Source organism: Arthrobacter sp. B0316-1-20 (assembly GCF_059091865.1).
Genome location: NZ_JBNHHC010000004.1, coordinates 129,173 through 146,794 on the forward strand (window position 1 = coordinate 129,173; position 17,622 = coordinate 146,794).

A 17,622-nucleotide genomic window follows, 5' to 3' on the forward strand; every position below is an offset into this window, starting at 1 on the left:
CCAGACATTCCGTCGTGAAAACTTCGAACATGACTTTCAGGGCGGCTTGGCTTTTGAAGCCCGCTCACCGGATTTTGTTTAGAGCTCACGCCTCGGTAGCAGGCCTGTTTGGTGCCGTCGATGTGCTCGATGAGTCACGGCGCACAGCTAACACGACGATCAGGGGACGAATGTCCAAGGTGGAGGTTGTCGTACTATGTCCGGCAATCGTGCTGACCTCTGGGGGCTTGAACGAAGCCATGAAGCGATCGGTTAATGACGCTGCACAACCCCGCAGCCTGTGATGCCCCGTCCATCAACTCTTGGAGCCGGTGAGTGCGAGTGCGCCGCCAAGTCCGATCATCATCCCGCCGCCGGCGCCGGAAAGAATGGAGATTCGTCGTGGTGATTTGGCGAACCATGCTCGAGCGGTGCCCGCGGCCAGTGCCCATGCGCTGTCGCAGACGAGCGCGATTCCCTGAAAAGTCAGCCCGAGAAGGAGCAATTGCGCCCACACCGCGCCCGCGGCGGGGTCGACGAATTGCGGCAGCACTGCGAGGAAGAACGCGAGGGTTTTGGGGTTGGTGAAACCGACGATGAAACCTTGGCGCAGCAGCTTCCAAGAGGATGATGGGACGCCCGACGTTCCTGATACGCGCGCGTGGCGGTGCCGGATGGCCTGGATGCCAAGCCAGACGAGGTAAAGACCACCAGCGATTTTGAGGACGGTGAACGCGATGACTGAGGCCGCGACGATCGCGCCGACACCAAAGGCGACAGCAAGGATGGCGGGGATGATCCCGAGAGAGTTGCCTGCGACGCTGAGGACTCCCGCCCGGCGGCCGAAGGCGATGGACCGTCCGATCGTGAAGAGCACACTGGGACCGGGAATCAGGATGATGACCGCCGCCGTGGCTGCGAAGGCGACGAAGTTCTCCAAGGGGAGCATGACTGAACCATACTCCCGGTCCGTTCCAGTCGCGCGTTCAAGTTTGATAGTGCGAGTCAGCTTTCGCCTGCCGACGACGGCTGGTCCCGGCGGCCCTAACTGAACGAACACGACCCAAAGTGATACGGGGCCCAGATCGCCGGGAACCGCGCAAAGTCCAGATGCCCGCGGCATCGGTGCCGGATGGTGGCGCCTCCCAATTCGATCGAAGACCATCCCGAGCGATCTTGGCGGTTTTCTGGCAGCCTTTCGAGAAATAAGGCGGCTGTTGACCACTGGCTCAGCTCACCGCGGCGCCAGGAACTTTTCGGACCGTTGGGCATGACCGTTCGGACCTTCGTGGAGAAAACCAACCACGTTGGGCTGATTGTAGAAGTCCCGGACTTGGACACGTTCCAGCGAATGATGGAGTCCGAAGCCGCGGCCGATGCCATGAAATTCGACGGCGTACGCCCCGACACGATCCGGGTGCTAGTCGAACCCGAGCGCGACCGCTAACCACTGGAGCCGGTCGAGCGCGTGTTCGCGTTGGACCTCGTTTGGCGCTGTTGTCGTGGCCAGGTCTGGGTTGCACACGTGAGTCGGCGGTGTTGACGCTCTGACTGCCAGGGCCAGAGGACCGGGAGAACTGCTCGACTTTCTCCCGCCGGTATCCGGATGCGGCGGGGCTTTGGAGAGGGCCTCCCTCATGACGAGCATTATCTGGGCGGTAAATCTCCTTGTCTTGTTTGTCTACGCCTGCCCAGACGATGCCGGCGGGGGAGTACTAGTGCCTGCGTCCAGGACCTGCCCGATAGTCTTCGCGATCAGGTGAATATCCTCGTCTTCCACAACGAATGGGGGGCTGATTTGGAGCGTGTTGCCGCGCAGCGGCCGCACGACGACGCCGTTGTCTATGCAGGAGTTGGCTACAGCCTCGGCGTCTGCCTCGGGTGCGAGCTGGACGCCGGCGAGAAATCCAACGCCGCTGCGGACTTCCTGCACGAGAGGATGCGAGGCAAGAGGGGCAAGGGCCTTATCGAGGACGGATTCAAGTTCCAGGGCCCGGAGAACGAGTTGTTCGTTCTCGAGGATGTCGAGGTTTGCGTGTGCAACTGCGCAAGCTGTTGCGTGGCCTGAATAGGTCATGCCGTGCCTCAGGACGGGGGCGTCCTGCCCTCGATAGAACCGTCCCCAAATCCGGTCGGAGACAAGGACGCCGCCCAGCGGGGCGTAACCGGATGTGACTCCCTTGGCGAGCAGAATCATGTCGGGCTCGAGATGGAACCTTTGGGAGGCGAACATGGAGCCAGTCCGGCCGAATCCGGTGATGACTTCATCAACGATCAAAAGAATGTCATTTTTTTGAGCGATTTTCTGCAGACCTTCAAGATATCCCGTGGCAGGCGGAATCACCCCTCCGGTGCCTATGATTGGTTCGGTGATAATGGCTGCAATATTCTCGGGGCCGATTTCGTCGACGACGGTCCGAACGCCTTCAATATCGTTTGTGGGAACCAGGGCAGTCTCGGGAACGAGCGAATCCGAGCCGTAGCCTTCCCGATTGAAGTCGAGCCCGGCGATACTCGTACCGAAGGCATGGAGCCCGTGGTATGAGTAGGTACGGCTGAGGATGGTTCTTTTGTCCGGCATGCCTTCAAGCTGCCAGTGACGCCGAGCAATCTTGCAGGCCAGGTCGACGGAGTCCGACCCGCCACTGTTGAAAATCATTTTGGCGGCCGGGATCGGACCCATAGCCACGAGCCGGTCCGCCAGGGAGAGTGCTACGTCGTTCGAGAACCGACCGAATACATGGTAAGTCTCCAGTTTGCACATCTGGTCATAAGCCGCTTTCGCCACTGATTCCCTGCCGTGGCCTATATTTGCGTGCCACAGCCCAGCGGTGGCGTCGAGCAGGCGGTGTCCGTCCGAGGTCGTGAGGTACGCGCCGCTTCCTTCGGTAATGACGATGCGGCGTTGCAGGACGGAGGGCATGTGCGCCTGGGCACTCCATAGTGACTCGCCCGAGCGCTTGGGACGGTTTGTTGGGGTAAGAACGGTTGCTTCGGTAGCCATTTGTTTGTTCTCCTAGGCAGGCCAATAGAGCAGTTCCTTGTAAAGTCGCCTCCGGACTGCCCTGTGCCTCGTGGGGTGCCCCGAGTTAGGCCTCGTTTGCTTGATGGGCGGATTCAGCCAGTTCAGGCGAAGTTGGACGTGGGCGTGCCGGAGTGTGTGTTTGCCCGCCCGGTTAATCGAGGACGGCGAGTAGTTGTCCTTCCGCGACAACATCCCCTTCGGACACGGAGATGTTCGCGACAACGCCGGATTCGGGCGCTTCAACTGGAATCTCCATCTTCATGGATTCGAGGATCATAATGGTTTCGTCTTCCTCCACGGACGCTCCGGGCGTCACGAGAATTTTCCAGACGTTTGCCGCCAGATCCGACCGTACTTCACTCAACTTGCGTTCCTCCTCGGAAAACCGGGCTTTTAAGGCGATGTGTTCATCATGAATCGGCGGCGCTGGCCCGTGTGGTCCATGTGTTGTTTGATTTGCTCGTCCAGGTCCGCGATGTTTCCTCCTTTCAGGTTTGCGAGGAGTTCCTGGTGTTCGGCCGCTATCTCTTTTGGATGGGGATACGACTTCTCCAGCATCATCAGCGACAGGCGCGTTTCGGTGAGGAGGGTTTGGTAGAAGACCGAGAGACGTTTGTTGCCGAGGCTCCCGACCAAGACCGTGTGGAACGCCAGGTCCAAGTCGACCAGGTCCGACCAGGGCCGTCCGCTTTCCGAGGCTGATGTCATGTCGGCAATGATGCTGTGAAGTTCGTCGAAGATCTGCTTCCTTGGATTCTTCGCCAGCTCCTCTGCTGCTGTCTTTTCAACGGATTGACGTGCGACGGATATGTCATCCATATCTGCCTCGGATAGTTCTAAGACGAAAACTCCGCGGTTACGTATCCGGTGCAGGAGACCTTCCTGTATGAGCCGCTGCATTGCTTCGCGCACCGGCGAACGGCTGACGTTCAGCTGCCGGGCAAGACTGGTTTCGCGCAGCTGTTGGCCGGGCGAGTAGGCGCCTTTTTCGATAGCGCCCCGCAGCCGGTTAACAATGGTGTCCACTGTTCCGTCGATGAGGATCGGCTCCAGTACCGGCTCACTCAACTCGTTGCTCCAATCCTTCCGGGTGCCAGTTCGATACGCACAAGGATTAGCCCGATTCCGTCGCCAGGTTTTCGCCTTCCGTCAACGGGCGCACAGATATGCCCGCGTCCTGCAGGGACTGCCAAACGGTGCGGATAACCTCCACCGAGTTCGGTGCGTCCCCGTGCAGACAGATGCTTTCCGGGGTGATGTCGAGGTCTCGCCCCGACACTGTGGCTACTTTCCCTTCCCTCACAAACCTGATCGCGCGTGAGGACACAAGCGCAGGGTCCCAAGCCTGCTTTTCCCGCTCGATGAGAAGGTTGCCCGCGTCGTCGTAGCCGAGGTCGACAAATCCTTCCTGGACTAGCCGGACGCCGTAACGGGCGGCGAGCTCCGTGTGGCGCTTGTCGAAACAATAGAGAGGGAGCGAGCTGTCTATTTCCGCGACGGCGGCGATGACAGCTTCGGCCAGCTCTTCGTCCTCCAGCGACATCAAATACATGACCCCGTGCGGTTTCACATGCGAAAGTTTCGACCCTTCGGCCTCAACGAAGCCTTTCAGGGCGCCTATTTGATACAGCGTGTAGTCCTGAAGCTCTTCCGCTGAGACAGCTATTCGTCGTCGTCCGAAGCCCAGAAGGTCCGGCAGCGAGACGTGCGCTCCGATCTGGAGGCCTTGGTCGACTGCCGCCCGGACCGTGCGGCGCATTATTCTCGGATCCCCGGCATGGAAGCCACAGGCGATGTTAGCGGCGCTGATATAGGGCATGAATTCTTCGTCCGGCGCGAAGCGCCAGCGGCCGTAACCTTCTCCCATGTCGCAGTTGATTTCGATGGCTGGGTTCATTGTTCGGTCCCTCCTGCTGCTGCAGACATGAGCGTGGAACGTTCCTCGTCCAATGCGTATGCGTTATCGATGGAAATTGGCTTGAACCGGATCGTGTCGGTCCCCGGCCGCATTTGGCCGGTCTTCCATAGGCTCGCCTTAGGTACGACTCCGAATACGACAAAGCCGCCGGAAGTGGGCCCGTCAGGTCCGAGGATCACGGGAGTGTCGCCGTTGAGGTTGATTCCGCCGAGAGGGTAGCCGGTGTCTAGGATATTGGATGGATGTCCGCCGGCAATACCGCCGTCGGACCGGGCCCATTGCAGCCTCGCCGGGTCCAGCCGGATACCGGTACGGTTTGAATTCTGGTCAACGGTCCAGGACCGTGCAAAGAAGTCCTCAACGTCCGCTTCCGTGACGAACTCAGGCGTGGCAAATGGCCCTGGCACGACTTCCAGTTCCCAGTCATGCCGATAGGCGGGGATTTGTTCCTGAGGCAGTTCCGCTATAGGTGAGGCACCCGAGTTTCCGATGTCCAGGACATCTCCTTTGACAAGCGCCCGCCCTTCAACTCCTCCTAGCGAACCCATGGTGTAGGTGGACCGGGAACCGAGGATTTGGGGGACATCGATTCCACCTCTAACGGCCAGATAGAATCTGAACCCGGATGTCGCCAGGCCAATTTTCAGTTCGGCACCCGCGGGAACGCTGACAGCGGCCCACTGTGGCACCGGGCTGCCGTCGACCGTCACTTGGCCGGCGGCGCCGGTTACTGCCACGGTGGCGGGGGACCGGAACCGGAATTTGGTCTTGCCTAATGTGATTTCCAAACCGGCAGCGTCGGGGCTGTTGCCGACTGCGACATTGCCGAGCCGGAAGGCGAAATCATCCATCGGGCCGGCGGGAAAATAACCGCGTGAGAGCATTCCGATTCGCCCGGGCCAGTCCTGGACGGTTGTCTGGATCCCGGGTTGAACAACTTCAATGGACATCGGTGACTCCTCACGGGACGGCGGTTGCCGCAGCAGCGGTATCCCGCTTGGTGGTAAAGTCTGCAGCTTCGGCGACGAGCGAGGCGCACCAAATGTTATAGGTGGCGACGTCAAAGTCTTCGTCCTGGATGTCGTAGACGTATTCGCCCCGATGGACGGTTTCGAAGGAATCCGAGAGTTCCTGCTCGGAAACGGCATGGAATCTGATCCGGTCGCATGGGCGCAGCAGCAGAGGTGACTGGGCGAAAGCTGGATTGCGCTGCTGGATGTCGTACACGGGCAGCGTCCTGCCGAGCAATTGGTATCCGCCCGGAGATTCCACGGGGTAGATGGAGTAGCACGGTCCGCCGAGACCGATGGCTCCTTCCGCTGTCCACGTACGTGTCGGGTTGTATTTGGGAGCGAAGAGGACCTTCCTCGGATCCAACGGGAAAGTGAAGGGTAGTCCAGGGAAGAACCCGATGAATCCGACCCAGAGGTCCGTCCCTGTGACGATTTCAATCAGCTCGTCAACGTCCCGAAGCCCGTTGTAGGTGATCGTGTAATCGACGTTGTTGTCGTTCACGCAGTTGGGGGCGTCCGAACGGATGCTGCGGACGTAACGGGCAACAGCTGCTCTGGACGTCGAATCGTGAAACGCAGCAGGAAGATTAACTCTTCGGCTGGGAAGGACCATGTTTTCCGTCGCGGCTGCATTGTCGTAGGTATCGTCCAGTGCCAGAACCAGGTTTGCGACGTTTGTTTCTGCCGGGTCATAGGAGAGCAGTATCGAACGGAAACCTGGGGATGTTTCAACCAGTCCGGGAGGGCGGGACTGGTCCAACTCGCTGTTAATGTTGTGGACAAAGAAGTTGAGGTTCAGGTCAAATTCCATGTCACCGAACTCAACCAGGAGATAACTGTCACCGGCCAGCCGGTACGTGACCGAGGGTTTGCCGTCAGTAGCCGCCCGTTGCTCGTAAAGCGCGGATGGTACCCCTGCCCACTGTTCCGAGAGGTGCCGGTGGGAGACCTCGTAAGGCTTCATCTTGCGTGCTCCTCCTGACTTGTCTCATCCTTTGCCTTCGACTCGGCAGCCCGGTTCTGCACATCGGCCACGATGCCGGTGCTGTAGCGGCCTGACTTGAAGGCAGGATCGTTCAGAAGCATCTGGAAAAAGGGGAGATTGGTTTTCAGCCCCGATACGTGGAACGCTGCGACGGCGGACCGGGCGCGTGCGAGTGCTTCTTCCCGGCCCTGCCCCCTCACGATGAGCTTTGCCAGGAGTGGATCGTAGGCCGTGGTCACGGTATTGCCGGCTGCATAACCGCTGTCGACCCGGACACCTTCTCCTGTTGGTTCCGTCCACTCACTGATACGCCCGGGCGATGGCAGGAAGCGTTTGGGGTCTTCGGCATAGATGCGCATCTCTATGGCATGTCCTGTCGATTTAAGGTTGCCGGCGTCGAAGCTAACGTTCTGGCCGGCGGCGACGCGGAGTTGTTCCTCGACAAGGTCGAGGGAAAAGACGGCTTCGGTAACAGGGTGCTCCACTTGCAGCCGGGTGTTCATCTCCAGGAAAACGAAGGTCTGCCGCACCGGATCCACCAGACATTCGACGGTACCGGCATTGCGGTACCCGACAGCTGTCCCCGCCCTTACCGCGCCGTCCAGCATCCGGGACCTAAGTTCCGGTGTGATTCCCGGAGACGGCGACTCCTCGGCGACCTTCTGGTGGCGGCGCTGAACCGAGCAGTCTCGCTCCCCGAGCGCTATGACCCTGCCGTCGGTAAGCCCGAGGATCTGGACCTCGACGTGGCGGGCGTGCTGAATGAACTGTTCAATGAGGATCCGCGAGTCCCCAAAAAAGCGCTCTGCACGCGACCGTGCAGTATCGAAAGCTGCCTTCAGGTCTTCGTCATTGCCGGCAACAATCATTCCGATGCCGCCGCCGCCTCCGGATGGTTTAACAATGACCGGATAACCGACAGCATTGGCGATCTTGACTGCCTCTGCGGCGTCGCTTACCGGTTCGGCTGATCCTGTCGCCACCGGCACGCCGGCGGCCTGCATCAGGTTTCTGGCGTTGATCTTGTCCGCCACCATATCCATCGATTCCGGCGAAGGCCCCACCCACGCGATGCCGCCCTCGATGACTCGCCGGGCGAAGCCGGAATTTTCGGCGAGGAAACCGTAGCCCGGGTGGATGGCCGAAGCCCGGACGGTTCGGGCAGCGTCCATCAGTTTGTCGACGTTCAGGTAGGATTCGGCCGGATTGGCCGGACCAAGGGAGACGAATTCCGATGCTTCCTTCACGAAGGGCAGTTCTGTGTCCACGTCCGAGCAGACGGCGATGGTCCGCACTCCCATGGCATTCGCTGTGCGGATAATCCGCCGGGCGATCTCACCCCGGTTGGTGACCATGAGGGATTCAAAAACGGGCGCGGTCATGATCTGACTCCCTTGGCGATAAGGCGCGCCTTGGCCGAGGCGCGGAAACGGTCTGCAAGGACCGCGAGAACGAGCGCTAACCCCAAGGCGATGCTCTGCATGTTGGTATCGAGCCGCATGAAGTTCATTCCGTTGCCCAGCAGCATGATGAAGACGACGCCCAGGACAGTGCCGCCGACGCCGCCGCGGCCGCCTTGGAGCGAAGCCCCGCCGATGACGGCAGCGGTGATGGATTGAAGGGCAAAGGCGCCTCCAAAGGTCGGTTGCCCCGAGCCGCTGCGGGCCGTCAGGAGGTAGGCCGCAATGGAGGACAGGATGGCGCAGATGACGTAGGTGGCAATCAGGTTCCGCCGCACCTGGATGCCCGCGGTTTTCGCTGCCAGTGCATTCCCGCCGATGGCATACAGGTGGCGGCCGAAGGTTGTCCATCTCAGTGCAACGAAAACAATTGCCACGATCGGTAGTGCTACGAGAACCAGGTTGGGTATGCCCATGGTGAAGCCCGACCCAAGGCCGACTATGTACTCCCTTGGCAGGCCGGATACGGTGGCTCCGCCGCTGTAGACGAGCGTGATGCCTGTGACGATGGTGGCGGTGGCAAGTGTCACGATGAACGGGTTGACCTTCAGGAAGGCGACCCCGAGGCCGTTGGCCATCCCGACGACGAGTCCGACCGCGATGCAGACGACGAAACCCATGATCATTGACTGGCCGGAGAATGCCGGTATGCCGCCGTAGACTTTCTGCATCATCGTGGCAGACACAATGGAAGACAGCGCGACGGTTGCCCCGACGGACAGATCAAATCCTCCAGTTACCAGTACGAGCATCTGCCCTAGGGAAATCAGCAGCAGCGTGACGGATTGTTGGGAGACGGAAAGCAGATTGTCGGGCTCCAGGAAACGGTTATTCGCCAAGGCAAAGACGAGCACCATCACGATCAGCAGCGGCGGAAGCGGTCCGACGCTGCTGAAGAACCTGAGCCAATACTGGTGGTTTACTTTCTTTGCACCGCCGACGGCGGTGGCCGGGTTTTTCACTTCGGTTGTTGACATGCCAGTCCTTAAGCTTGCGCGCCTACTGCATGCCCGAAGGCACCAGCGACAACGGCTTCGTTTGTGATTTGATCGCCCACGAGCTCCGCCTGCACGCGCCCGCCGTTCATCACATACACCCGGTCGGCGAGTCCCACGACCTCCTCGAGGTCGGATGAGACCATGAGGACGCCGGCGCCGTCGTTGCACAGTTTGCGCAGGTTGGCGTAAATCTCCTGGCGGGCCCCAACGTCCACGCCCGAAGTAGGCTCGGCCACCACGAAAACCTTCCGGTCCCGGGTCAGGGCGCGCGCCAGAACGACCTTCTGCTGATTGCCGCCAGACAGTGCCCGGGCCAACGCAGTAACCGAACGCGGCCGGATATCGAGTCGTTCGGCCAGCGCCTGCGCGAGGGAACGAATCTTTGCTCCGTGGAGAAGGCCCAAGGTGCTGTACTTCTTGGTCCGGTTGACTTCGAGCGCAACGTTCTCCTGCACGCTGAGATCAAGCGCGAGAGCTTCCCGCCTGCGGTCCTCAGGCATGAAGCCGATACCCGACTGGATCATCTGGCGAGGGTTTGGCTTGGTGAATGTTCTTCCGCTGACGGAGACGGAGCCGCCGGACAAGGGGATGAGACCGAAGACGGCCTTGGCGAGTTCACTTTTCCCCGATCCCACAAGCCCGGCTACGGCAACAATTTCACCCTGGCACACCCGCAGGGATGCCTGGCTGACCTTTCCGTCCGCTGTAGATACGTCCTCTATCGCCAGCAGGGGTTCCCCCGCGGTTTCGGCCTTTTCCGGATAGACGGCCGCGAGTTCCCGGCCGACCATGTCGGTAATCAGCTGCTCTTCCGAGACCTCCTCGAGGGTATGGGTCGAAATGAACGTGCCGTCCCGCATCACGGTGACCCGGTCTCCGAGGCGCCGGACTTCCTCCATCCGGTGAGTGATGTAGAGAAGCGCCCAGCCTTCGTCTCGGAGTTGGTCGATGATCTTGAACAGCCGGTCCGCTTCCCGCTCACTGATGGCAGCCGTGGGCTCGTCGAGAAGGAGGATGCCCGGCGTCCCGAGCAGCCCTTTGGTGATCTCCACTAGCTGCTGTTCAGCCCTGGGCAGCGTCCCAACCTCCGCGTCCGGGTCTATCGCTGCCCCCAGCTGACCGACCTTTTCCCGGGCAATGGCCCGCATCTTTACTCGGTTCACGAACCCGAAGGTTTTCAACTCACGGCCAAGGAACAGATTCTCGGTCACGGACAGCGTCGGGGCCAAGCTGAAATCCTGCAGCACGACGTTGATGCCCAGTTTGCGGGCATTTGCTGGAGAGTGGTGGGTAACGTCCGAGCCCCGGACGGTGATCGTTCCGCCGTCGGGCTGGTAGTTGCCGAGGAGGATGTTCACCAGCGTTGATTTTCCGGCGCCGTTCTCGCCCAGCAGGATGTGTACTTCGCTGGGGTAAAGGTCGAGTGACATCCCTTTGAGTGCCCTCACGGGCCCGAACGTCTTGACGATATTGCTGAGTGCAACGATCGAATGCTGTTCCAATGCCAGCTTCACTCCCTTCCGATGCGAGTGCCCAGGAAACGGGAACACGCGCGGGGCCTGAACCCGCTTGAATGAATCAGCTACTCGGCGTCCAGCTCGTCACCGTCTTGAAGTCACGCGGCGCGAACATCTCGTTGTAGGGCACGTCGGCGGCGTTGTCCTGAACAATCATCTTGGGCACAGGTCCGGAGGTGGGCGCCTGCAGCTTCTCGCCCTCCAGCATGCGGACGGCTTGATCAACAGCCATGCGTCCCTGGATGGTGGTGAAGTCCGTTGGCGAACCTACGGCGTCCCCGGCCACGATCGCGTCGTACACAGGCGGGATAATGTCGAAGGCGTAAACGTCAACTTTTCCCGTCATATTGGCGTTCCGCACCGCGTTCACCCCGGCTTCGGCAGCAATATCAACTCCGACGATGTGGGTTATCTCAGGATGGACCTTGAGAGTGTCTTCAATGAGGTTCTGCTGAATCTCCAAGCCTGGATCGGCGCGCCGCATCTCCACGATCTTGACGTTGGTTCCCTTGATGGTGTCCTGGAAACCTTTGACTGCTGCATCGGACCATCCGGCGCCTTCCGGCCCGGGGAAGAAGCCAACCAGGGCGGGTGACCCTTTGGTGTCATCGATGATGTACTCGGCCGTCGTCACTGCCAGATCGTGGAAGCTCACGAGCGCGTGCGAGAAGAGCGGATTGTCCTTGGACTCGGGGCAGTCCGTCCCGTTAATGAAGTCCACCACCGGAATCTTCTTTTCCAGCGCGGCAGCCACCTGGGGACATACGCCCGTTGCGTTGATGGCGCCGAGAATGATCGCGTCATAGCCGCCGTTGATGCAGTCCTGCATCTGGCTCAGCTGCTTGTCGAGGTTGGTATAGCCTCCAGCCTCGAACATGCTGTACTCGACGTTGTCCCTCTGTGCCTCGGTCAGGGTCCCGTAGTTCGTGGCAGCCCAGTAGGAATCCTTCATATGAGGGAACAGGACGCAGATTTTCCACTTCTTGGTAATTTTGTCGTTTGCGATGGGCGTATAGGTGGTTTCCGTCGTCTTGCCGTTCAGGGCCGTATTGAGGGCCGGCGTACTCCAGTTCTGCCCGGAACCGGTGCCCGAGGCCTCCCCTGTCTGACCGTTCCCGGAGCCGCCCATTGCCCCGCACCCGGTTACCGCCAGGGTGGCCGCCAGTGCGAGCGCTCCGATGGTATTGGCTTTCCTGTTCAGCTTCATCTGTTTCTCCCAGCGCCGATAGCCGAAGGCCGCGCCGCAGATGCACATTCGGTCGATTGCCTTTTGTTCACAATCTGCAGCCGTGGTGCCAGCATAGTCCGCGAGCTGGATCACATCAACACTTTTCGCTCGCTGTTTGCTTGCCTTGCTTGGGCTCAGTAGCTACGGCAGCGCGGTGCCCATCAGGGCGTGTTCGCCCAGCCAGATCGGTTGCGAGGCGCACCAGAAGGTGGCCCGGTGGTGGGGGACGACGATGAGTTGCAGTGGCAGGTACGGGAGTCATGCGTCTTTGTCATTTAGCTTGCGCTGGGGCTAAGACCGGTTCTGCAGAATCTGCCAACGTGCGCCCGGACTAGGAGGTCCCCAACTACTGCCAAGGATGTCCGTCTCGTGCCCGACCCGGCACGAGACGGAGGTGTGGGCTACCGGCAAAGCGGTAAATTATGAGATTGTCGACTTAAGACATGTGACACACACAGCGAAGCTTATTCAGCTCAACCAGAAAAGTTAGTCAAGCTCATTGCAGCAAGGATGGAGATCAGGATGAAAAGGGGAGTGCTTGACCCAATAGTGCAGGAGCCTACGCCAGCCATTATTGCCCGCCGTATCCGTCATGCAATCGCCCGAGGCGACTTCGCTCCAGGCATCCAACTTGGTGAAGCCGAGCTTGCTAAAGAACTAGGAGTCAGCCGAGGGCCCCTGCGGGAGGCCATGCAGCGACTCACCCAGGAAGGGCTTCTCGTCAGTTATCGGAACAGAGGCCTCTTTGTCGTCAGCATGGACGAGGACGATTTCCGGGATATATACCTGGCCCGAACCGCGGTTGAAGCAGCCGCAATCCGTCGTGTAGCCAGCACGAACCCGGAGGACAGCGGGGCCCAGCTATTGAAAGCCGTGCAGGCCATGGAGGATGCGGTGGAAAGCCCCAACGGCGAAGCTATGACCGAAGCGGACATGAGCTTCCATGCCCTCTTGGTTGAGCTCGCCGGCAGCCCTCGGCTGAAGAAGATGCACGACACTCTGCTGACGGAGACTCGGATGTGCCTCAACGCCCTGAAAAGTACGTACGCTACGGCAGACAAGCGCATAGCCGAGCATAAAGGCATCGCGGAAGCTATCTCCAAGGGAGATTCAGACCTCGCTGAGAAGCTTATGGCCGAGCACATGGAGGACGCGCTGATGCGGCTGATCCCTTAGTTTCCCTTGCGTTTGCTGACGCTTCCTGCAAAGGCGAGCCATGTCGTCTATAAGCACAATAAGCTGCCACCCAGGAGGCAATGCATGCCGGAGAAAAGGGCGTAGTTCCGTCCGGCGTCGAATAAGCGTCGGAGTGTGAGTCTTCCTTACTTTTGGACTAGGGTTTCATCACTTTCCACATCTCCTCCCGGAAATGATGGAGCCATCAGCTGGGTTGGCCTGGTGAGAACAGGTTGGGTTCGGCCCCACTCCCTAAACCCGGGGGATGGCCATGTACTTGATCTCCAAAAATTCGTCCAAGCCCACGCGTCCGCCTTCGCGGCCCAGACCGGAGGCCTTGATGCCACCGAACGGCGCCGCTGGGTTGGAAACGATGCCTGTGTTGAGGCCGACCATGCCCGACTCCAGATCCTCACCGACGCGGAAGGCACGGTCCAGGTCCTGGGTGAACACAAAGCTGACAAGGCCCCAAGGGGTATCGTTCGCCAACCGCACCACCTCGTCTTCGGTGTCGAAGGGGATGACGGGCGCCACCGGACCGAAAATTTCTTCGCTCATCAGCGCCGCGTCGGGGCTGACGTCGGAAAGCACGGTCGGGGAGTAGAAGTAGCCGCTGCCCTCTGGGCGGAAGCCGCCGCAAACCACATTGGCACCCTTGGAAACGGCGTCATCTACGAGCTCCTGGACCTTGTTGAGAGCCTTTTCCTCCACGAGGGGGCCGACCTCCGTGCCGCTCACTGCCCCGTCGCCGACCTTTAGGGCGCTCAGTCGCTGCGCGAGGCGGACAGAGAAGTCAGCGGCGACGGTGCGCTGGACGAAAATTCGGTTGGCGGCGGTGCAGGCTTCACCCATGTTTCGCATCTTGGCAGCGAAAGCCCCCTCAACGGCGCGGTCCAAGTCCGCGTCTTCAAAAACAATGAGAGGAGCATTCCCACCCAGTTCCATGGAAGAACGCATGACATTTTTGGCAGCTTGCTCCAGTAAGCGGATGCCCACGCCGGTAGACCCGGTGAAGCTAACCTTTCGGGCAATGCCGCTTTCCATCCATGGGGTGACCACATCGGAGGCTCTGGAGGTCGTAACCACATTCAAAACACCCTTGGGAAGGCCAGCCTCCGCCAGAACGTCCGCCAGTGCCAGCGAAGACAGGGGAGTGAGGTTGGCAGGTTTGAAGACCATAGTGCAGCCGGCCGCTATGGCAGGGCCGATCTTCCGGGTGCCCATAGCCAGCGGAAAGTTCCACGGTGTCACCAAGACGCAGGGTCCTACGGGCTCCTTCGAGACGAGGATGCGGTTCTTGCCGTCGCCGGTGGTGGTCAAATCTCCGTCAATGCGGACAGCTTCCTCTGAAAACCAGCGGAAGAACTCGGCGGCGTACGCCACCTCGCCTTTAGACTCGGCAAAGGGCTTGCCCATCTCCGTGGTCATAATCAAAGCGAGTTCGTCTTGGCGGGCCATGATCAGGTCGAAGGCCCGACGCAGGATTTCGCTGCGCTCGCGGGGCGGGGTTTTTGCCCACTGTTTCTGGACCCGGCCTGCGGTTTCGATTGCACGGCGTGCGTCGTCTGGGCCCCCGTCGGCCACGCTGGCGATGACTTCCTCGGTGGCAGGATTGATGACATCGAACCGGGCGCCGGAAGATGCTTCGGCCCACTCTCCGTCAATGTAGAGGTTCGTGCTGACCTTTGCGACGGCGTCAAGCGCCTTTTGCGAAGTTCGGGAGGCTGCTGACTGAAGGCTCATGAGTGATCCTTTTCTGGGTTGCAAGGGGGTGGCCGGCGCTAAGGTTGAAAATCCAATGCCGCATATTCGCCGGGGTCTAGTAGCTGGGCCAGGTGACGACCCGGCCTGGAGCCATCAAGCTGCTTCACTTGCATGGAACAGGAGAATCCGTCCGAAAGGATCACCGAAGAGGAATCGGTCTGGCGCAGGGCCGGGGCCAGTGCTTGCTCGCCCACCAGCAAGCTGACGTCAAAGAGTTCCTTTTCGAAACCGAAGTTTCCGGTCACGCCGCAGCGGCGTGGCGAGCTGTCGTAAGCCACGCCCGCTGATGCCAGGCGGGCAAGCACGGCAGGGAGGCCGGCATCGGGTGCGCCTGTCCGGCCCGTTGCTGGGCCTGCGGGGGAGCGAAAAGCATCCGTCATGGTGGGCTTAATTCGCGGAAACGGACCTGGTGGCGGTGGCGATGGCGTTTTCGAAGCGTTCGAGGCCGGTGGTGATTTCTTCGGCGGTGACGATGAGGGCGGGGATGAGGCGGACGACGTTGCCTGCAGGGCCGCAGGTGAGGGTAAGCAGGCCGTGGTTGGTGGTGGCCTGCTGGACTGCTGCTGCGGTGGCGGTGTCGGGGGTGCGGTCTTCGGCGGTAAATTCAATGCCTTGCATCAGGCCCTTGCCGCGGACGTCGCCAATAATGGGGAAGCGGGCCTGAATTTCTTTGAGGCCAGCCTGGAGCTGTTCGCCGCGGATCCGTGAATTCTCCACCAGCCCTTCGTCACGGATGACATCGAGGGTGGCGACACCGGCGGCGGCAGATACCGCATTCCCGCCGTAGGTTCCGCCCTGGGAACCGGGCCAGCCCTTGGACATCAGTTCGATGGAAGCGGCGATTGCGGAGATCGGAAAACCGGAGGCTATGCCCTTGGCAGTGATGAGGATGTCCGGGGTGGCGGTGGAGTGCTCGTGTCCCCAGAACGTTCCCATCCGGCCCACGCCCGTCTGGACTTCGTCGAAGATCAGCTGGATGCCGTGTTGGTCGGCCCGTTCGCGCAGTCCCTCTTGGAACGCCGGCGGGGTGGGCAGGTAGCCACCCTCACCGAGGGCCGGTTCGATGAGGAACGCTGCAGTATCGTTGGGCGCGGTGCGGGTCTGGAGCAGGTAATCCAGTTCCTTCAATGCGAATTCCACTGAGGCCACCTCATCCCAGCCGTACCGGTAGGCATACGGGAAGGCAGACATGTGCACTCCGGACATTAGCGGGGAGAACCCTGCAGAGAACTTCGTTCCGGCAGTGGTCAGCGACGCCGCCGCAACCGTCCGACCATGGAAACCGCCCTGGAACACTACAATGTTTGGCCGGCCGGTGGCCATTCTGGCCAAACGAATTGCAGCCTCGACCGCCTCCGATCCGGAATTGACGTAAAACAGCGAATCCAAGCCTGCGGGCAGTACCTCACCAAGCTTCTCGGTCAGTGCCAGCAAGGGCTTGTGCATCACGGTGGTGTACTGCGCGTGGATGATCTTTCCCACCTGATCGCGGGCGGCCTCCACTACCCGCGGATGGCAATGGCCCGTGCTCGTCACACCAATGCCGGTGGTGAAATCAAGGTAGGACTTTCCATCAGTCGCGTGGATCCAACTGCCCAAGGCGTGATCGACCACTAGTGGGGTCGCTTGCTTCAAGAGAGGGCTCAGGGAAGTCATGCGTCCCATGATGAAGGTCACATCTTCCTATTGTCAACAATCTTCGATCCGGCTGGTGTCGGGAGGGGCGTCGCCTGCCTGAGCACATTCCCGGGCGCGATATCCGAGGGAAAGTGCCGCGGTCCTTGATTATTTTCCTCAGCTGGTAGTTCAGCGATTTCGATCGCGTCAAAGGCCCGGACTCCTTCGACCCCAGTTTTCGCAGGCTTGCCGCAGATGGAAGAGTGGCTACGCCGACCTGCAGACGCCTCATAAAACCGCTGGCAAGTTCGTCCGCAGATTTTCAACATTCCGCTTCTGGGGCGTCGGAACGGCCGCGGACGTGGGCGGGAACCCTGTCCAGGTTGGGTGGGGTCAGCGTCTCCCCTGCGCGCACCGTCGTGTGGGGCAGCGGGGCGGTTCCCCGTCTCGCCGCAGTCGTTGAGCAGCGTCCGCTCCGCTTTCGGGATTAGGGGACAGTGGATGTCTCGTTGGCAACGGTCTCGATCATTTGAGTTTTGGGCTCCCCAGTCACGGCCTGGGATATGGGGCTGCCCTCCCAAAGGTCTGTTTTCAGCCGGGACAGGAATTCTGCGGCGGCCTCCTGCGTATCGAAATCGAGATCCAGGAGCACGTGGTTGTTCTCATTTAGGGGCCGGGAGATCTTGTAGGACCTGACCCCCGAAGCCCCACGGCCCAGCACATCTCTGTCGAACGCCTGTCTCCACATCCGGAAGTCTCTAACAGGATGTTCTATGCGCAGGGTAAACATGCAGTCCCCTTCCGAAGGTCCTTACCCGCTCACCCTAGGCCGTGAAGTGAATTTCAACTAGAGAACGCTTGCAGTTGCATTGAGCGCCACTGCAACTGCGGACACCAAGCGTCACGAAGGCGCCCCTACACGAATCTGGTTATGGGCCTGGG

General features: G+C 60.4%; 17 protein-coding genes. 2 read left to right on the top strand and 15 right to left on the bottom strand.

Features of this window, described 5'->3' with window-relative positions:
• Positions 1-295: 295 nt before the first annotated feature.
• Complete coding sequence (locus tag AC5RW2_RS08015) at positions 296-928, bottom strand: LysE family translocator (RefSeq protein WP_493949609.1); 633 nt, start codon at positions 926-928, stop codon at positions 296-298.
• Positions 929-1,249: 321 nt separating this feature from the next.
• On the opposite strand from AC5RW2_RS08015, the gene AC5RW2_RS08020 reads away from it, so the two are divergent.
• Positions 1,250-1,426 carry a hypothetical protein gene (locus AC5RW2_RS08020; protein ID WP_493963000.1) on the top strand — a complete coding sequence of 59 codons (177 nt, stop codon included), beginning with the start codon at positions 1,250-1,252 and terminating at the stop codon, positions 1,424-1,426.
• A 234-nt stretch (positions 1,427-1,660) separates the two neighbouring features.
• Here AC5RW2_RS08020 and AC5RW2_RS08025 read toward each other — a convergent pair whose 3' ends face one another.
• The 10 genes from AC5RW2_RS08025 to torT all read right to left on the bottom strand — a co-directional run bounded on the left by AC5RW2_RS08025 (position 1,661) and on the right by torT (position 12,216).
• On the bottom strand, positions 1,661-2,983 hold the full coding sequence (locus tag AC5RW2_RS08025) for an aminotransferase family protein (RefSeq protein WP_493949610.1): 1,323 nt from the start codon (positions 2,981-2,983) through the stop codon (positions 1,661-1,663).
• Positions 2,984-3,155: 172 nt separating this feature from the next.
• On the bottom strand, positions 3,156-3,368 hold the full coding sequence (locus AC5RW2_RS08030) for a biotin/lipoyl-binding carrier protein (protein WP_493962999.1): 213 nt from the start codon (positions 3,366-3,368) through the stop codon (positions 3,156-3,158).
• A gap of 29 nt (positions 3,369-3,397) precedes the next feature.
• Positions 3,398-4,072, bottom strand: coding sequence for a GntR family transcriptional regulator (locus AC5RW2_RS08035; protein ID WP_493949611.1), 675 nt, complete (start codon positions 4,070-4,072; stop codon positions 3,398-3,400).
• Positions 4,073-4,118: 46 nt separating this feature from the next.
• Entirely contained in the window at positions 4,119-4,901 is a 783-nt protein-coding gene (locus AC5RW2_RS08040; RefSeq protein ID WP_493949612.1) for a LamB/YcsF family protein, read from the bottom strand.
• A complete protein-coding gene (locus AC5RW2_RS08045) occupies positions 4,898-5,872 on the bottom strand; it encodes a 5-oxoprolinase/urea amidolyase family protein (protein WP_493949613.1) in 975 nt (324 codons plus the stop codon). The genes AC5RW2_RS08040 and AC5RW2_RS08045 overlap by 4 nt, the downstream gene beginning before the upstream one ends.
• A 10-nt stretch (positions 5,873-5,882) precedes the next feature.
• Entirely contained in the window at positions 5,883-6,899 is a 1,017-nt protein-coding gene (locus AC5RW2_RS08050; RefSeq protein WP_493962998.1) for a carboxyltransferase domain-containing protein, read from the bottom strand.
• Positions 6,896-8,302, bottom strand: a complete 1,407-nt coding sequence (locus AC5RW2_RS08055) for an acetyl-CoA carboxylase biotin carboxylase subunit (RefSeq protein ID WP_493962997.1) — start codon at positions 8,300-8,302, stop codon at positions 6,896-6,898. The genes AC5RW2_RS08050 and AC5RW2_RS08055 overlap by 4 nt, the downstream gene beginning before the upstream one ends.
• Positions 8,299-9,342: an ABC transporter permease gene (locus tag AC5RW2_RS08060; RefSeq protein WP_493962996.1), complete on the bottom strand. Its 1,044-nt coding sequence runs from the start codon at positions 9,340-9,342 to the stop codon at positions 8,299-8,301. Before AC5RW2_RS08060 ends, AC5RW2_RS08055 begins: the two co-directional genes overlap by 4 nt.
• Positions 9,343-9,365: 23 nt before the next feature.
• Entirely contained in the window at positions 9,366-10,892 is a 1,527-nt protein-coding gene (locus AC5RW2_RS08065) for a sugar ABC transporter ATP-binding protein (protein WP_493949617.1), read from the bottom strand.
• Between the two features lie 64 nt (positions 10,893-10,956).
• Positions 10,957-12,216: a TMAO reductase system periplasmic protein TorT gene (torT, locus tag AC5RW2_RS08070; protein WP_493949618.1), complete on the bottom strand. Its 1,260-nt coding sequence runs from the start codon at positions 12,214-12,216 to the stop codon at positions 10,957-10,959.
• A 429-nt stretch (positions 12,217-12,645) separates the two neighbouring features.
• Between torT and AC5RW2_RS08075 the strand changes: the two genes are divergently transcribed.
• The gene (locus AC5RW2_RS08075; protein ID WP_493950083.1) at positions 12,646-13,299 is read left to right on the top strand and encodes a GntR family transcriptional regulator; all 654 of its coding nucleotides are present in this window, start codon (positions 12,646-12,648) and stop codon (positions 13,297-13,299) included.
• Positions 13,300-13,551: 252 nt separating this feature from the next.
• On the opposite strand, the gene AC5RW2_RS08080 is transcribed toward AC5RW2_RS08075, so the two are convergent.
• The 4 genes from AC5RW2_RS08080 to AC5RW2_RS08095 form a co-directional block, all read right to left on the bottom strand.
• Positions 13,552-15,042, bottom strand: a complete 1,491-nt coding sequence (locus tag AC5RW2_RS08080) for an NAD-dependent succinate-semialdehyde dehydrogenase (RefSeq protein WP_493962995.1) — start codon at positions 15,040-15,042, stop codon at positions 13,552-13,554.
• 38 nt (positions 15,043-15,080) lie between these two features.
• Positions 15,081-15,341: a hypothetical protein gene (locus AC5RW2_RS08085; RefSeq protein WP_493962994.1), complete on the bottom strand. Its 261-nt coding sequence runs from the start codon at positions 15,339-15,341 to the stop codon at positions 15,081-15,083.
• A gap of 109 nt (positions 15,342-15,450) precedes the next feature.
• A complete protein-coding gene (locus tag AC5RW2_RS08090) occupies positions 15,451-16,719 on the bottom strand; it encodes an aspartate aminotransferase family protein (RefSeq protein WP_493949621.1) in 1,269 nt (422 codons plus the stop codon).
• A 448-nt stretch (positions 16,720-17,167) separates the two neighbouring features.
• Positions 17,168-17,470 (bottom strand): hypothetical protein, encoded by a 303-nt coding sequence (locus AC5RW2_RS08095; protein WP_493949622.1) that lies wholly within the window; start codon positions 17,468-17,470, stop codon positions 17,168-17,170.
• Positions 17,471-17,622 lie beyond the last annotated feature (152 nt).

Coding starts and splice junctions, on each gene's coding strand:
- AC5RW2_RS08080 (WP_493962995.1), bottom strand. CDS start 15,042: ATGAGCCTTCAGTCAGCAGCCTCCCGAACTTCGCAAAAGGCGCTTGAC.
- AC5RW2_RS08045 (WP_493949613.1), bottom strand. CDS start 5,872: ATGTCCATTGAAGTTGTTCAACCCGGGATCCAGACAACCGTCCAGGAC.
- AC5RW2_RS08095 (WP_493949622.1), bottom strand. CDS start 17,470: ATGTTTACCCTGCGCATAGAACATCCTGTTAGAGACTTCCGGATGTGG.
- AC5RW2_RS08090 (WP_493949621.1), bottom strand. CDS start 16,719: ATGACTTCCCTGAGCCCTCTCTTGAAGCAAGCGACCCCACTAGTGGTC.
- AC5RW2_RS08040 (WP_493949612.1), bottom strand. CDS start 4,901: ATGAACCCAGCCATCGAAATCAACTGCGACATGGGAGAAGGTTACGGC.
- AC5RW2_RS08050 (WP_493962998.1), bottom strand. CDS start 6,899: ATGAAGCCTTACGAGGTCTCCCACCGGCACCTCTCGGAACAGTGGGCA.
- AC5RW2_RS08075 (WP_493950083.1), top strand. CDS start 12,646: ATGAAAAGGGGAGTGCTTGACCCAATAGTGCAGGAGCCTACGCCAGCC.
- AC5RW2_RS08055 (WP_493962997.1), bottom strand. CDS start 8,302: ATGACCGCGCCCGTTTTTGAATCCCTCATGGTCACCAACCGGGGTGAG.
- AC5RW2_RS08025 (WP_493949610.1), bottom strand. CDS start 2,983: ATGGCTACCGAAGCAACCGTTCTTACCCCAACAAACCGTCCCAAGCGC.
- AC5RW2_RS08020 (WP_493963000.1), top strand. CDS start 1,250: ATGACCGTTCGGACCTTCGTGGAGAAAACCAACCACGTTGGGCTGATT.
- AC5RW2_RS08015 (WP_493949609.1), bottom strand. CDS start 928: ATGCTCCCCTTGGAGAACTTCGTCGCCTTCGCAGCCACGGCGGCGGTC.